We start from the raw sequence: 12,365 nt of genomic DNA, 5'->3' as shown, positions 1-12,365 counted from the left end.
GGCATTCTCGGCAAATATAGATACGATGCTAATCATTAGCTTGCTATCTATATGCGGGTTTCATGAAATCCTCCACCTTTCAGCTCCCTGATTTCTGGCAAGCGACGCTGGCCCCGTCCCGCAACGATCTGCTGTTTGCCTTGCGCAACATGATCGCCGGCGGGGTCGCGTTGTACCTGGCCTTCTGTTTCGACTTGCAGCAGCCGCAATGGGCCCTGACCACTGTATTCATCGTTGGCCAGTCCACCAGCGGCATGGTCTTGGCCAAAGGCGCGTATCGGCTGGTGGGCACTTTTGTCGGGGCCATGGTCTCCATTGCGATGATCGGTGTGTTTGGCCAGGCGCCGTTGTTGTTCCTGCTGTGCATGGCGCTGTGGCTGGCGTTCTGTACCACCGGGGCTTCGTTGCTGCGCAATCACGCGTCCTATGGCTTTGTGCTGGCGGGTTACACCACGGCGATTATTGCGCTGCCGGCTACGGCGGCACCGCTGGGGGTGTTCGATGAGGCGGTGGCGCGCTGTCAGGAGATCAGCCTGGGGATCCTCTGCGCCTCCATCGCCAGCACGATTTTGTGGCCGCGCCGGGTCGAGCAGGTGCTGGCGGTTCAAGCGCGCGCCGCCTGGCAGGCCGGGGTGCGTGCCGCCGCTTCGGAGCTGTTGGGTAACGATCAGCGTAAAGGGTTGCTCGACGCGTTGAGCCGCCTGGTGGCGGTGGACAGCCAGCGCGACCACGCCTGGTTTGAAGGGCCCAAGGGCCGGCGGCGCTCCCAGGCCTTGCGGGTGCTCAGCCGTGATCTGCTTAGCCTGCTGCGGGCAGCGCGAGGTGTGGCGCGCCAGCGGATGATGCTCGATGAGACGGCTGCGGTGCTGCCATTGATTGAAGCGGTGGCGGGCGCATTGCAGCAAGAGCGTCTCGATGACTTGCCGTTGCTGGCGCAACGGCTCGGCCTCGCGTTGCAGGATCCGCTGCTTGGCCAGGAGGTGCACTTTTGCCTGATGCAACTGGCTCGAGTACTGCGTTTGATTGAGCTGGGGGGATTGACCCTGGTCGCGGTCGAACAGGGCAGGGTACCGCCCGGCGCGCCGGGGGCGATGTCCTGGCACCGGGATATTGAGCAGGGCGTGCTCGGTGGGTTGCGCAGTGCGTTGGCGTTCCTGGCGGTGGCGGCGTTCTGGATCTTTACAGCATGGCCTTCGGGTTTGGGCGCGGTGTCGATTTGTGGTGTGGTGCTGAGCCTGTTTGCGGCACGGGAAAACCCGTCGGCCTCAAGCCTGAATTTCCTCAAGGGCATTGCGCTTTCGATCCCGGTGGCGGGGTTTGTGTGCTTCGTGCTGTTGCCCGGCTTCGATGGCTTTCCCTTGTTGTGCCTGGCGTTGGGGGTACCGCTGTTTTTCGCCTCGCTGTGCATGAGCCGCCTCAAACTGGCGGCCACGGCCTCGGCGTTCTGCATCTTTTTCGTCAACAATGTCGGGCCCAGCAATGTGATGACCTACGACTTCGCCGCCTTCCTCAACAAGGCCATCGCGACGCTGGTGGGTGTCGGGATTGCCGTGGTGGTGTTTCGGCTGATCCAGCTCAATCCGGGTGAGCATCACTATCGGCGGATGTTCAAGGCGTCGTTGTTCGACCTGGCGCAATTGACCTCGCGCCCGCTGGAACAGGCTGAAAGCTGGTTTGGCGGGCGCATGGCGGACCGGCTGATTCGCTTGTCGCGCTACAGCGAAACCTTGCCTGCTGATCGCCGCGCGCATTGGGACAATGGATTGCTGGGGTTGGACCTGGGGGATGAGTTGCTGGAGTTGCGCGCGTGCCTGGCGGGCAGTCGTGGCGGGTTGGCGATTGAGCGTGATCGCTACTTGCGGGCGTTGCAGGCGGCGCTGGAGGCGGGCGGGCCGAGCGTGGCGAGTGAGTCGCTGATGGATGCGGCCAGCGTTGCGATGCTGGAGGCGCTTGAGCAGCCCTCGGTATTGACGGAACAGGATCGGGAAATGGCCAGGGCGGCCGTGCTGCAGTTGAGGTTTACGTGGCGTAAGTGGTGTCGGCGGGGAATGTAGGCGCTGGCAAGCCAGCGCCTACGGGGGGCATTACTCGGCGATCTGCAACTTGCGCGCCTCGGTGTACACGTAGCGCACCTTTTCATACTCGAACGGCGAGTTCATCTGGCCGTAGCGGAAGCTGGTCTGGTAGCGCTTGTCGACCGCGCGCAGGGCCCAGATTTCCGGGTGATTTTCGCTGACCTTGGACACGTTCAGGAAGTTGATCTCGGTCTCGGCGCCGTAGTCCACCAGCAGGCCGGTGGTATCGCGCAGGTTCGACGGACCAAACAGCGGCAGCACCAGGTAGGCGCCGCCCGGTACCCCGTAGAAGCCCAACGTCTGGCCGAAGTCTTCGCTCTGGCGCGGCAGGCCCATGGCGGTGGCCGGGTCCCACAGGCCGGCGATGCCGATGGTGGTGTTGAGCAGCAGGCGGCCGGTGGTTTCCAGGGAACGATGGCCCTTGAGTTGCAGCAGGCTGTTCAACAGGTTGGGTACATCCCCCAGGTTGTTGAAGAAGTTGCTGACGCCGGTGCGCAGGAAACTCGGGGTGACGTAGCGGTAACCGTCCACCACCGGCAGGAACACCCACTGGTCGAAACGGTAGTTGAAGTGGTACACCCGGCGGTTCCACGACTCGAGCGGGTCGTAGACATTCAGGGCGTTGACCGACGAGCGCTCGAACTCACGCTGGTCCAGGCCAGGGTTGAATTTGAGATGGCTCAGTGGCTCCTTGAAGCCATCGGAGTCGATTACGGTCGGCGTGTGAGCCTTGCTGTTGTCGGCATTGGCCACGCCCGCGCACATCAGGGCGGCGAGCAGCAGAAGATATTTAGCCACGGAAGAACTCCAGCATGGCGTCGGCGTTGACGCGGTAATTGAGGTTGCCGCAATGGCCGCCCAGGGGGTAGACGGTCAAGCGATCGCCGAAGGTTTTACGCAGGAAGCCAAGGTCGCCCGGGCCCAGGATAACGTCGTCGGCGTTGTGCATGACGGCGATTTTCGGGCTGTCGTGCAGGTAGTCCTTGAGGGCATACAGGCTGACCTGGTCAACCAGTTGCAACAGGCTGCCGCCGTCGGAACGGGCGCGCCACATCGGGATCACCTGTTCGGTGAGGTAGCAGTCGAAGTCGCACTGCAGCGCACGCTTGAGGAACGGCGTGAGGCTGGTGCCTTCGCTGATCGGGTACTTGGGCGGGATGATCAGGCCGCGGCGGTTGATCAGGTCCGAGGTGAAGGCAATGTCGGCCGCCGAGAAGCGGAACGAGGTGCCGATCAGCATCGCCATCTGTTCGTTGGTCAGGTGTTCCTTGGAGTTCTGGAAGTCGTAGAGCAGGGCATCGTTCAGGTCGATGTAGCCCTTTTGCTGGAAGTAGCGAGTCAGTTTGTTCAACACCAGTTCATAGAAAGTGGTGCTGTTGTTGATGCCTTTGACCTCGGTCTGCACCAGCTTGTCGAGGTTGGTGATCGAGGTATAGAGGTTGACCGGCGGGTTCAGCAGCAGGACTTTCTTGAAGTTGAAGCTGCGACGGGTTTCGTCCAGTTTGCTGACAAAGGCTGCGTCGAGGGCGCCGAGGCTATAGCCGGTGAGGTAGAAGTCGGTCACGGGCAACGTCGGGTTTTGCGCGCGTACCGCCTGCATCACGCGGTACATGTCTTCGGCGTCTTCCTGGCTGATGCCGGGGGTGGCGAAGCGCGAGGCGGCGGCGATGAAGTCGAAGCTGGTGGGGGACGACAGTTGGACGACGTGGTAACCGGCCTTGTAGTACAGCTTTTTCAGGTATTCGTTGATGGTGCTGTCAAAGCGTGCGCCGGTGCCGGCGATCAGGAAGATCAGCGGTGCGGCACGGTCTTGCTTGGCGATGCGGTAGGTGAGTTTCTTCACCGCCCAGAAGTTGTCGGGCAGGCTGAACTCGCGCTCGGGGCGCATCGTCAGGGTGTAGTCGGACTGATTGATTTCATCGTCGGACGGCAGTTCCGGCCGCAGGTTCGGCGGGGTGGTCGCGATGGTTGCTTCAAACGGGTTGGTCAAAGGGTAGCCATAGCTGGCTTGGTCGATATCGACCGCCAGTGCTGACGCACTCAGAAAAAGGCTGCCCAAGAGGGCCGCACAGCGCAAGGAACGGAGCATGACTAAATCCCTAAGAGGAAAATGTGCTGAATTGGAGTTCGCAGGCTATGACCACCGCGTTGCTGCCGAAGTGCCAGCCCTCGGCACTAAAAGTCGGAAAAAACGTCGGAATCGGGGTAATAGTAGCGAGACGATACACTTTGGCAGGCACTATTGAATACTTATCTGTTTCCAAGCCTTGCCAACGGCTGCCGGGGGATTAAGCTGGGCGCCGTTTTCGTCTATCGGAGTGCCCCATGTCCCGCCGTTTTCCGCTGATCCTGTTGCTTATTGCCCTGCCGCTTTGGCTGGCCGCCAGTTATGGCGCGCGTTATGGATTCATGGAGGATGGCCGCTGGGTTGGCATTTGTGCTGACGAAGCCAGCCGCTGGGAATGCCAGGTGCGTTCCAACCTGGGGTTGATGATTCACTTCAAGGTGCTGGGCTGGGCGGCGTTGGTCACGTCGGTGCTGGCGTTTTTTGTGCCGGGCCGGGCCGGGTGGGGGTTGGCGGTGTTGGCGCTGGTGTTCGGCTTTCCGGCATTGGCGTTGTACAACACGACGTTTGCGGTGTTTGCGGTGGTGATTGCGGGGTTGCGGTTGGTCCGTGAGCCTCGCATCGCCTGACAGGGCCTCTTCGCGAGCAAGCCCGCTCCCACATTTGACCGAGTACATCCCTTGGAATGCGGTCGAGTGTGGGAGCGGGCTTGCTCGCGAAAGCGGTCTTAAGCCTTGCGCACCCGCAAGCAACGCCACAATGCTACGACCATGAGCAGGCTAACCACCGCCCAACCCCACGCCTGCTGGTTCATCACCCCTTCACGGTACAGCTGCGGCGCAATGCCGGCACCGATGATGAACGCCAGCAATGCAATCTCCCGACGCAGCCCGCTCACCGGACGCACCAGGTACACCAGCGCCGGCAGCACCAGCGCGGCACTCGGGAAGCTGCGATAACGCGGGTCAAACACCAGCGCCAGCATCATGACCGCACCGGCGAACCCGGCGATTGCCACCAGCCAGCCAGCGCGTTGCTCGATCCAGTTGAAGGTGCGTTCACGCCAACCTTCACGTGCACTCAACGCCAGGGCGGCGTGAGCCAGTACCGCAAGGTTCAAGGCCACCAGCAATCCAGCCCACACCCACTCATCGGCGAAGCGCGCTGTGACCCGGTTCAATTCGGCCCAGGTGCCGATCGAGCAGGCAGCGACGGCACCGAGCAACGGCAACAACAACGCAGCACGAGTGGTGCGCACGCGGCCGCCAAGCAGCAGCGTACCCAGCAGGATAATCCCGCCAACCCCCAGCCAAACCGGCCAGTACGGCACATTGGTCACCGGCCCTGCCAGCACGCCTTTGTCCTGGCGATCCGCATCGAACAGACCCCAGTAACCACCCACAGCACCTTCGCTGGCGCGTTTCCACGGCTGGTCAAACGCTTCGATCAAGTTGTAGTGCCAGCCATTGGCTTCAGCCATGGCCACGAACCCACGCATGAACTTGGCTTCGTTGACCCGGCTCGGCACTGCGGTTTCCCGCTGGCGGCCTTCGCTCGGCCAGCCGGTCTCGCCGATCATTACATCCTTGGGCGCGAACTTGTTGCCGAAGGTCTGGCGAACATCGCCCACATGCTTGAGCGCCTGGTCGATGCCCGACGGGTCATCTTCCCAGTAAGGCAGCAAGTGAATGGTCAGGAAATCCACCGCCGGGGCGATTTCCGGGTGTTGCAACCAGAATTCCCACACGTCGGCATAGGTGACCGGCTGCTTGATCTGGCTTTTGACCTGGTGGATCAACTTGACCAACTGCGCGGCGGTAACTTCCTTGCGCAGCAGGGTTTCGTTACCCACGATCACCGACGTGATGACGTCGGGGTTGGCGTTGGCCGAAGCGATCAGCGCATCGACTTCTTTCGCCGTCGCCACCGGATCACTGCTGACCCACGCGCCGCTCATCAGCTTCAGGCCGTGTTTGCGCGCCAGTTCGGGCAAGGCTTCAAGGCCGGTCTGGGAGTAGGTGCGGATGCATTCAAAACGGGTGGACAGCAACGCGAGGTCGGCGTCCATGCGCTCGGGGCGCAGTTTGAACGGCTGGTCGAACGGCGATTGGTCTTTGTCGAAGGGCGTGTAGGACGCGCATTGCAGCTTGTGGCTGGCGCTCGCCACGTCCGGCAGCACCACCGGTTGGCCAAGGCCGTACCAATAGCCGCCGAGGGCCAGCACACCGAGGATCAGGGCAAATAAATAAGGCAGGAGCGGGAAACGTGCAGTCGCGGGCATGATCAGGCCGTCTGGGGGCAAAGGCGCGCATCTTACCCGGATTTGTGCCCTCCCAGTGGGGCAGCATAATTTTGACATGCAAAGTTCGGGCGGGATCGTCGGTGAATATCCTACAAATCGTCCTGCTGGCGATGTGATGTCGTTTCTTGCTCACCTGAGGTCGTAGTCAGAGCAGGTCGCTTGTGGCAGCAGGTTGATTATCGAAGTGTCAGCCCTCCACTGATGAGGCACCCACGTGATCGATGCGCGTGAAGGGGGCGCGGTGCACCACATAACAACAGGTTGACGTCGCTCGGCATCCGTCGGGCGCAGCACTTTCGGGGAAGCACTATGAAGATGCGACGACTCTTGGGCGCAGCTGCCACGCTGGTAGTTGCGATGAGCTCCACACTGGCCAGCGCCGACAGCAAAACCCTGAGCATCGGCTATGTGGATGGCTGGTCGGACAGTGTCGCCACCACCCATGTGGCGGCAGAAGTGATCAAGCAGAAGCTCGGTTATGACGTGAAACTGCAAGCGGTCGCCACCGGGATCATGTGGCAAGGCGTGGCCACCGGCAAACTCGACGCCATGCTCTCCGCCTGGCTGCCTGTGACCCACGGTGAATACTGGACCAAGAACAAGGACAAGGTGGTCGACTACGGCCCCAACTTCAAGGACGCCAAGATCGGCCTGATCGTGCCTGAGTACGTGAAAGCCAAATCCATCGAAGACCTCAAGACCGACACCACCTTCAAGAACAAGATCGTCGGTATCGACGCCGGTTCAGGCGTGATGCTCAAGACCGACGAAGCGATCAAGGCCTATGGCCTGGACTACAAGCTGCAAGCCAGTTCGGGCGCGGCGATGATCGCCGAGCTGACCCGTGCCGAAGACAAACAGGAATCCATTGCGGTCACCGGTTGGGTGCCACACTGGATGTTCGCCAAGTGGAAACTGCGTTTCCTGGACGACCCAAAAGGAATTTATGGTGCTGCTGAAACCGTCAACAGCATCGGCAGCAAAGGCCTGGAAAAGAAAGCCCCGGAAGTCGTGGCGTTCCTGAAGAAATTCCAGTGGGCCTCCAAGGATGAAATCGGCGAAGTGATGTTGGCGATCCAAGAGGGCGCCAAGCCTGAAGCGGCGGCCAAGGATTGGGTGGCCAAGCACCCTGAGCGTGTCGCCGAGTGGACTGCTAAGTAATACCCAAAACGGTAGGAGCGAGCTTGCTCGCGAAGAAGGCAAGGGCACCGCGATCATCCAGAATGAACGCGTTATCGTTGACGTTTTTCGCGAGCAAGCTCGCTCCTGCAATTGTTTCTGCACACCCGTAAACCCTCGCTACACTCCTTCTACTACTAAGGTCGTCTGGAACCTGTTCCTCAGCCGCATACAGTGGATATGTTCCAATAATAAAAAGCTGTGCTGCGAGGATAAAAACAATGAACGACAGCATTTACCTCTCGATTCAAAACAGCCCGCGTTTCAAGGAGCTGGTTAGTAAAAGGGAAAGATTCGCCTGGATTCTCTCGGCAATCATGCTTGGGCTGTACTCCGCTTTCATTCTTCTGATTGCCTATGGGCCACAAATACTGGGGGCCAAGATCAGCCCCGGTTCGTCCATCACGTGGGGGATCCCTATCGGGGTCGGGCTGATTGTGTCGGCCTTCATCCTCACTGGCATCTATGTACGACGCGCCAACGGCGAATTCGACGACCTGAACAATGCGATTCTCAAGGAGGCTGCGCAATGATCCGTCGTCTATTGGCTGTACTCGGCGCCTCGGCCTTTGCACCTGCCGTTTGGGCGGCAGATGCATTGACCGGCGAAGTGCATAAACAACCGCTGAATATCGCAGCGATCCTGATGTTCGTGGCCTTTGTTGGCGCGACCTTGTGCATCACCTACTGGGCGTCCAAGCGCAACAAGTCGGCGGCTGACTACTATGCGGCCGGCGGCAAGATCACCGGGTTCCAGAACGGTTTGGCGATTGCCGGTGACTACATGTCGGCGGCGTCCTTCCTGGGGATTTCCGCGCTGGTGTTCACCTCCGGCTACGACGGCCTGATCTACTCGATCGGCTTCCTGGTGGGCTGGCCGATCATTCTGTTCCTGATCGCCGAGCGCCTGCGTAACCTGGGCAAATACACCTTTGCCGACGTGGCGTCCTACCGCCTCGGGCAAACCCAGATCCGCAGCCTGTCGGCGTGCGGTTCGCTGGTGGTGGTGGCGTTCTACCTGATCGCGCAGATGGTCGGCGCGGGCAAGCTGATCCAGCTGTTGTTCGGCCTTGATTACCACGTTGCGGTGATCCTGGTGGGCATCCTGATGTGCCTCTATGTGTTGTTCGGCGGCATGCTGGCGACCACCTGGGTACAGATCATCAAGGCAGTGCTGCTGCTGTCCGGTGCCTCGTTCATGGCACTGATGGTGATGAAACACGTCAACTTCGACTTCAACATGCTGTTTGCCGAGGCGATCAAGGTTCACCCTAAAGGTGAAGCGATCATGAGCCCGGGCGGCCTGGTGAAAGACCCGATTTCGGCGTTCTCCCTCGGCCTGGCACTGATGTTTGGTACCGCTGGCCTGCCGCACATCCTGATGCGCTTCTTCACCGTGAGTGACGCGAAGGAAGCTCGCAAGAGCGTGCTGTATGCCACTGGCTTCATCGGCTACTTCTATATCCTGACCTTTATCATCGGCTTTGGCGCGATCCTGCTGGTCAGCACCAACCCGGCGTTCAAGGATGCTGCAGGTGCCTTGCTCGGCGGTAACAACATGGCGGCGGTGCATCTGGCCAACGCGGTGGGCGGCAGTATTTTCCTGGGCTTCATCTCGGCCGTGGCGTTTGCCACCATCCTGGCAGTGGTTGCCGGTTTGACCCTGGCGGGTGCTTCGGCGGTGTCCCATGACCTGTACGCCAGCGTGATCAAGAAAGGTAAGGCCAACGAGAAGGATGAGATTCGCGTATCGAAGATCACCACCATCGCCCTGGCAGTGCTGGCGATTGGCTTGGGTATCCTGTTTGAGAGCCAGAACATCGCGTTCATGGTGGGCCTGGCGTTCTCCATTGCGGCGAGCTGTAACTTCCCGGTGCTGCTGCTTTCCATGTACTGGAAAAACCTCACCACCCGCGGCGCAATGATTGGTGGCTGGTTGGGCTTGGTCAGTGCCGTTGGCCTGATGATCCTCGGCCCGACCATCTGGGTCTCGATCCTGCACCATGAGAAGGCGATTTTCCCTTACGAGTACCCGGCGCTGTTCTCGATGATCATTGCGTTCGTCGGTATCTGGTTCTTCTCCATCACCGACAAATCGGCGGCGGCAGAGAAGGAACGTGCGCTGTACTTCCCGCAGTTTGTGCGTTCGCAGACGGGTCTTGGGGCGAGTGGGGCGGTTTCTCACTAAGGGTTGTATCGAGATAGCTATATAAGTTGCACTGACAAAAATGCCCCGGTCGAGAGACCGGGGCATTTTTTATGGGGGAGAGCGGTGCATGGGGCACAAACAAATACGGCCTCCATAAGGAGGCCGTATTCGGTGCAGCTAAGCGGTTATCGCAAGACAATGCTTATTTGCGGTCTTCCAGCTTGGTGATGTCACGCGACTCGTAGCCGGTGTACAGCTGGCGCGGGCGGCCAATCTTGTACGGGCTGGAGAGCATTTCTTTCCAGTGGGAGATCCAGCCCACGGTCCGCGCCAGGGCGAAGATCACGGTGAACATGCTGGTTGGAATGCCGATCGCCTTGAGGATGATCCCCGAGTAGAAGTCGACGTTCGGGTACAGCGAGCGCTCGATGAAGTACGGGTCGGTCAGGGCGATCTCTTCCAGGCGCATGGCCAGTTCGAGTTGCGGATCGTTCTTGATGCCCAGTTCCTTCAGCACTTCGTCGCAGGTCTTCTTCATTACGGTGGCGCGCGGGTCGCGGTTCTTGTAGACCCGGTGACCGAAGCCCATCAACTTGAACGGATCGTTCTTGTCCTTGGCCTTGGCGATGAACTTGTCGATGTTCGAGACATCGCCGATTTCATCGAGCATGGTCAATACGGCTTCGTTCGCACCGCCGTGGGCAGGGCCCCACAGTGCGGCGATGCCGGCGGCGATACAGGCGAACGGGTTGGCACCCGAAGAGCCCGCCAGGCGCACGGTAGACGTCGAGGCGTTCTGTTCGTGGTCGGCGTGCAGGATAAAGATCTTGTCCATCGCGGCGGCCAGCACCGGGCTGATCGGTTTGATCTCGCACGGGGTGTTGAACATCATGTGCAGGAAGTTTTCCGCGTACGTCAGGTCGTTGCGCGGGTACATCATGGGTTGGCCCATGGAGTACTTGTAAACCATTGCGGCCAGGGTAGGCATCTTGGCAACCAGGCGGATCGCGGAGATTTCGCGATGCTGCGGGTTATTGATGTCCAGGGAGTCGTGATAGAAGGCCGACAGGGCGCCGACTACGCCGCACATGACGGCCATCGGGTGGGCATCGCGACGGAAGCCGTTGAAGAAGGTCTTCAACTGCTCGTGAACCATGGTGTGGTTCTTCACGGTGCTGACAAACTGGGCCTTTTGCTCAGCTGTTGGCAATTCGCCATTAAGCAGCAGGTAGCAGGTTTCCAGGTAGTCCGACTGTTCAGCAAGCTGTTCGATCGGGTAACCGCGGTGCAGCAAGATACCGTTATCACCGTCGATATAGGTGATCTTCGACTCGCAAGAGGCGGTCGACATGAAGCCTGGGTCGAATGTAAAACGGCCCGTGGCCGTCAGGCCCCGTACGTCGATAACATCGGGACCAACGGTGCCGGTTAAAATGGGCAGCTCGACGGGGGCTGCGCCCTCGATGATCAACTGCGCTTTTTTGTCAGCCATGTGGCCTCCTATTTATGCTTCAAATCATCAGACAGACCCCCCACGCAGGGCCCGCACCACTATAGTGAGATAAATTCAGATGTCAATTTGCCTAAAGTCTTGCTCCAGAAGGCTTTAACCGTACTTTTTCCTCGAAATTACCTGCCGTTTACGCCTTTTATGCCGCCAGCGCAATGCGCTATTAGGGTGAGGAGTGCGCGTTGTCATTAGTTGCCTAACTGTCTATACTCGGCCTCCGACCGCCAGGGGCTTTTGGGCCCGTTTTGATGGGGGTCGCACTCCCTGGGTGGTGGTTACCTGACCAGTGCACTCCCCAACAACTTTGCCCTGATTGTTAGGGGCTCTTCAGTGTGAAAAAAAGCCGTGAATAGCCAACGACCTGTAAACCTAGACCTAAGGACCATCAAACTCCCCATCACCGGCGTAACGTCATTCCTGCACCGTGTATCCGGCATCATCCTGTTTCTTGGCCTGGGCATCATGCTTTATGCATTGAGCAAATCCCTGGGTTCGGAAGAAGGGTACGCCGAGGTGAAGGCATGCTTGACCAGTCCGCTGGCCAAATTCGTCGCCTGGGGCCTCCTGTCCGCTCTGCTTTATCACCTTGTGGCCGGTATTCGCCACTTGATCATGGACATGGGTATCGGTGAGACGCTGGAAGGCGGCAAGCTGGGCTCGAAAATCGTCATCGCCATTTCCGTGGTGCTGATCGTTCTGGCGGGAGTTTGGATATGGTAACCAGCGTTACGAACCTGTCGCGTTCGGGCCTCTATGACTGGATGGCGCAACGTGTGTCTGCGGTTGTTCTCGCGGCTTATTTCATCTTCCTGATCGGGTACCTCGCGGCGAACCCTGGCATTGGCTACGCCCAATGGCACGGCCTGTTCGCTCACAACGGGATGCGCATCTTCAGTCTGCTGGCCCTTGTAGCCCTGGGCGCTCACGCCTGGGTTGGCATGTGGACCATCGCGACCGACTACCTGACGCCAATGGCGCTGGGCAAGTCCGCGACAGCAGTACGGTTTCTCTTCCAGGCAGTATGCGGCGTTGCGATGTTCGCTTACTTCGTCTGGGGTGTGCAGATTCTTTGGGGTATCTGATTC

At 59.7% G+C, this 12,365-nt stretch carries 12 protein-coding genes; 7 read left to right on the top strand and 5 right to left on the bottom strand.

Annotated elements, in window-relative coordinates; translation table 11 throughout:
* Positions 1-62 precede the first annotated feature (62 nt).
* Complete coding sequence (locus HBJ59_RS11395) at positions 63-2,054, top strand: FUSC family protein (protein WP_167663604.1); 1,992 nt, start codon at positions 63-65, stop codon at positions 2,052-2,054.
* Between the two features lie 30 nt (positions 2,055-2,084).
* On the opposite strand, the gene HBJ59_RS11390 is transcribed toward HBJ59_RS11395, so the two are convergent.
* Together HBJ59_RS11390 and HBJ59_RS11385 are read right to left on the bottom strand one after the other, a co-directional pair.
* Positions 2,085-2,873, bottom strand: a complete 789-nt coding sequence (locus HBJ59_RS11390; protein ID WP_076015218.1) for a VacJ family lipoprotein — start codon at positions 2,871-2,873, stop codon at positions 2,085-2,087.
* On the bottom strand, positions 2,866-4,164 hold the full coding sequence (locus tag HBJ59_RS11385) for a serine protein kinase PrkA (RefSeq protein WP_010166231.1): 1,299 nt from the start codon (positions 4,162-4,164) through the stop codon (positions 2,866-2,868). Before HBJ59_RS11385 ends, HBJ59_RS11390 begins: the two co-directional genes overlap by 8 nt.
* Before the next feature lie 236 nt (positions 4,165-4,400).
* Between HBJ59_RS11385 and HBJ59_RS11380 the strand changes: the two genes are divergently transcribed.
* Positions 4,401-4,769 carry a hypothetical protein gene (locus tag HBJ59_RS11380; RefSeq protein ID WP_167663603.1) on the top strand — a complete coding sequence of 123 codons (369 nt, stop codon included), beginning with the start codon at positions 4,401-4,403 and terminating at the stop codon, positions 4,767-4,769.
* A gap of 98 nt (positions 4,770-4,867) precedes the next feature.
* Here the strand turns inward: HBJ59_RS11380 and HBJ59_RS11375 are convergent, their stop codons facing one another.
* Complete coding sequence (locus HBJ59_RS11375; RefSeq protein WP_167663602.1) at positions 4,868-6,421, bottom strand: glycosyl hydrolase family 17 protein; 1,554 nt, start codon at positions 6,419-6,421, stop codon at positions 4,868-4,870.
* 330 nt (positions 6,422-6,751) lie between these two features.
* Between HBJ59_RS11375 and HBJ59_RS11370 the strand changes: the two genes are divergently transcribed.
* A complete protein-coding gene (locus tag HBJ59_RS11370; protein ID WP_076015220.1) occupies positions 6,752-7,603 on the top strand; it encodes a glycine betaine ABC transporter substrate-binding protein in 852 nt (283 codons plus the stop codon).
* On the opposite strand, the gene HBJ59_RS11365 is transcribed toward HBJ59_RS11370, so the two are convergent.
* Positions 7,596-7,856, bottom strand: a complete 261-nt coding sequence (locus HBJ59_RS11365) for a hypothetical protein (RefSeq protein WP_143503581.1) — start codon at positions 7,854-7,856, stop codon at positions 7,596-7,598. The genes HBJ59_RS11370 and HBJ59_RS11365 overlap by 8 nt on opposite strands.
* On the opposite strand from HBJ59_RS11365, the gene HBJ59_RS11360 reads away from it, so the two are divergent.
* Complete coding sequence (locus tag HBJ59_RS11360) at positions 7,843-8,154, top strand: DUF485 domain-containing protein (RefSeq protein WP_076015221.1); 312 nt, start codon at positions 7,843-7,845, stop codon at positions 8,152-8,154. The genes HBJ59_RS11365 and HBJ59_RS11360 overlap by 14 nt on opposite strands.
* Positions 8,151-9,809 carry a cation acetate symporter gene (locus HBJ59_RS11355; RefSeq protein ID WP_076015222.1) on the top strand — a complete coding sequence of 553 codons (1,659 nt, stop codon included), beginning with the start codon at positions 8,151-8,153 and terminating at the stop codon, positions 9,807-9,809. Before HBJ59_RS11360 ends, HBJ59_RS11355 begins: the two co-directional genes overlap by 4 nt.
* Positions 9,810-9,972: 163 nt before the next feature.
* Here HBJ59_RS11355 and gltA read toward each other — a convergent pair whose 3' ends face one another.
* The gene (gene gltA / locus HBJ59_RS11350; protein WP_003210575.1) at positions 9,973-11,262 is read right to left on the bottom strand and encodes a citrate synthase; all 1,290 of its coding nucleotides are present in this window, start codon (positions 11,260-11,262) and stop codon (positions 9,973-9,975) included.
* Positions 11,263-11,625: 363 nt separating this feature from the next.
* Between gltA and sdhC the strand changes: the two genes are divergently transcribed.
* Both sdhC and sdhD read left to right on the top strand, forming a co-directional pair.
* Positions 11,626-12,000 (top strand): succinate dehydrogenase, cytochrome b556 subunit, encoded by a 375-nt coding sequence (gene sdhC, locus HBJ59_RS11345; RefSeq protein WP_008433998.1) that lies wholly within the window; start codon positions 11,626-11,628, stop codon positions 11,998-12,000.
* Positions 11,994-12,362, top strand: coding sequence for a succinate dehydrogenase, hydrophobic membrane anchor protein (gene sdhD / locus HBJ59_RS11340; protein ID WP_003210573.1), 369 nt, complete (start codon positions 11,994-11,996; stop codon positions 12,360-12,362). The genes sdhC and sdhD overlap by 7 nt, the downstream gene beginning before the upstream one ends.
* Positions 12,363-12,365 lie beyond the last annotated feature (3 nt).

It is taken from the genome of Pseudomonas sp. AN3A02 (assembly GCF_011765255.1).
GTDB lineage: Bacteria > Pseudomonadota > Gammaproteobacteria > Pseudomonadales > Pseudomonadaceae > Aquipseudomonas.
The sequence above is the reverse complement of the archived record's forward strand: the minus strand, read 5'-3'. Positions and strand labels throughout refer to the sequence as shown.

Excerpts from the sequence above, each read along its gene's own strand:
- HBJ59_RS11370 (WP_076015220.1), top strand. The coding sequence starts at position 6,752 with ATGAAGATGCGACGACTCTTGGGCGCAGCTGCCACGCTGGTAGTTGCG.
- HBJ59_RS11385 (WP_010166231.1), bottom strand. The coding sequence starts at position 4,164 with ATGCTCCGTTCCTTGCGCTGTGCGGCCCTCTTGGGCAGCCTTTTTCTG.
- HBJ59_RS11375 (WP_167663602.1), bottom strand. The coding sequence starts at position 6,421 with ATGCCCGCGACTGCACGTTTCCCGCTCCTGCCTTATTTATTTGCCCTG.
- HBJ59_RS11355 (WP_076015222.1), top strand. The coding sequence starts at position 8,151 with ATGATCCGTCGTCTATTGGCTGTACTCGGCGCCTCGGCCTTTGCACCT.
- sdhD (WP_003210573.1), top strand. The coding sequence starts at position 11,994 with ATGGTAACCAGCGTTACGAACCTGTCGCGTTCGGGCCTCTATGACTGG.
- gltA (WP_003210575.1), bottom strand. The coding sequence starts at position 11,262 with ATGGCTGACAAAAAAGCGCAGTTGATCATCGAGGGCGCAGCCCCCGTC.
- HBJ59_RS11395 (WP_167663604.1), top strand. The coding sequence starts at position 63 with ATGAAATCCTCCACCTTTCAGCTCCCTGATTTCTGGCAAGCGACGCTG.
- HBJ59_RS11380 (WP_167663603.1), top strand. The coding sequence starts at position 4,401 with ATGTCCCGCCGTTTTCCGCTGATCCTGTTGCTTATTGCCCTGCCGCTT.
- HBJ59_RS11360 (WP_076015221.1), top strand. The coding sequence starts at position 7,843 with ATGAACGACAGCATTTACCTCTCGATTCAAAACAGCCCGCGTTTCAAG.
- HBJ59_RS11365 (WP_143503581.1), bottom strand. The coding sequence starts at position 7,856 with ATGCTGTCGTTCATTGTTTTTATCCTCGCAGCACAGCTTTTTATTATT.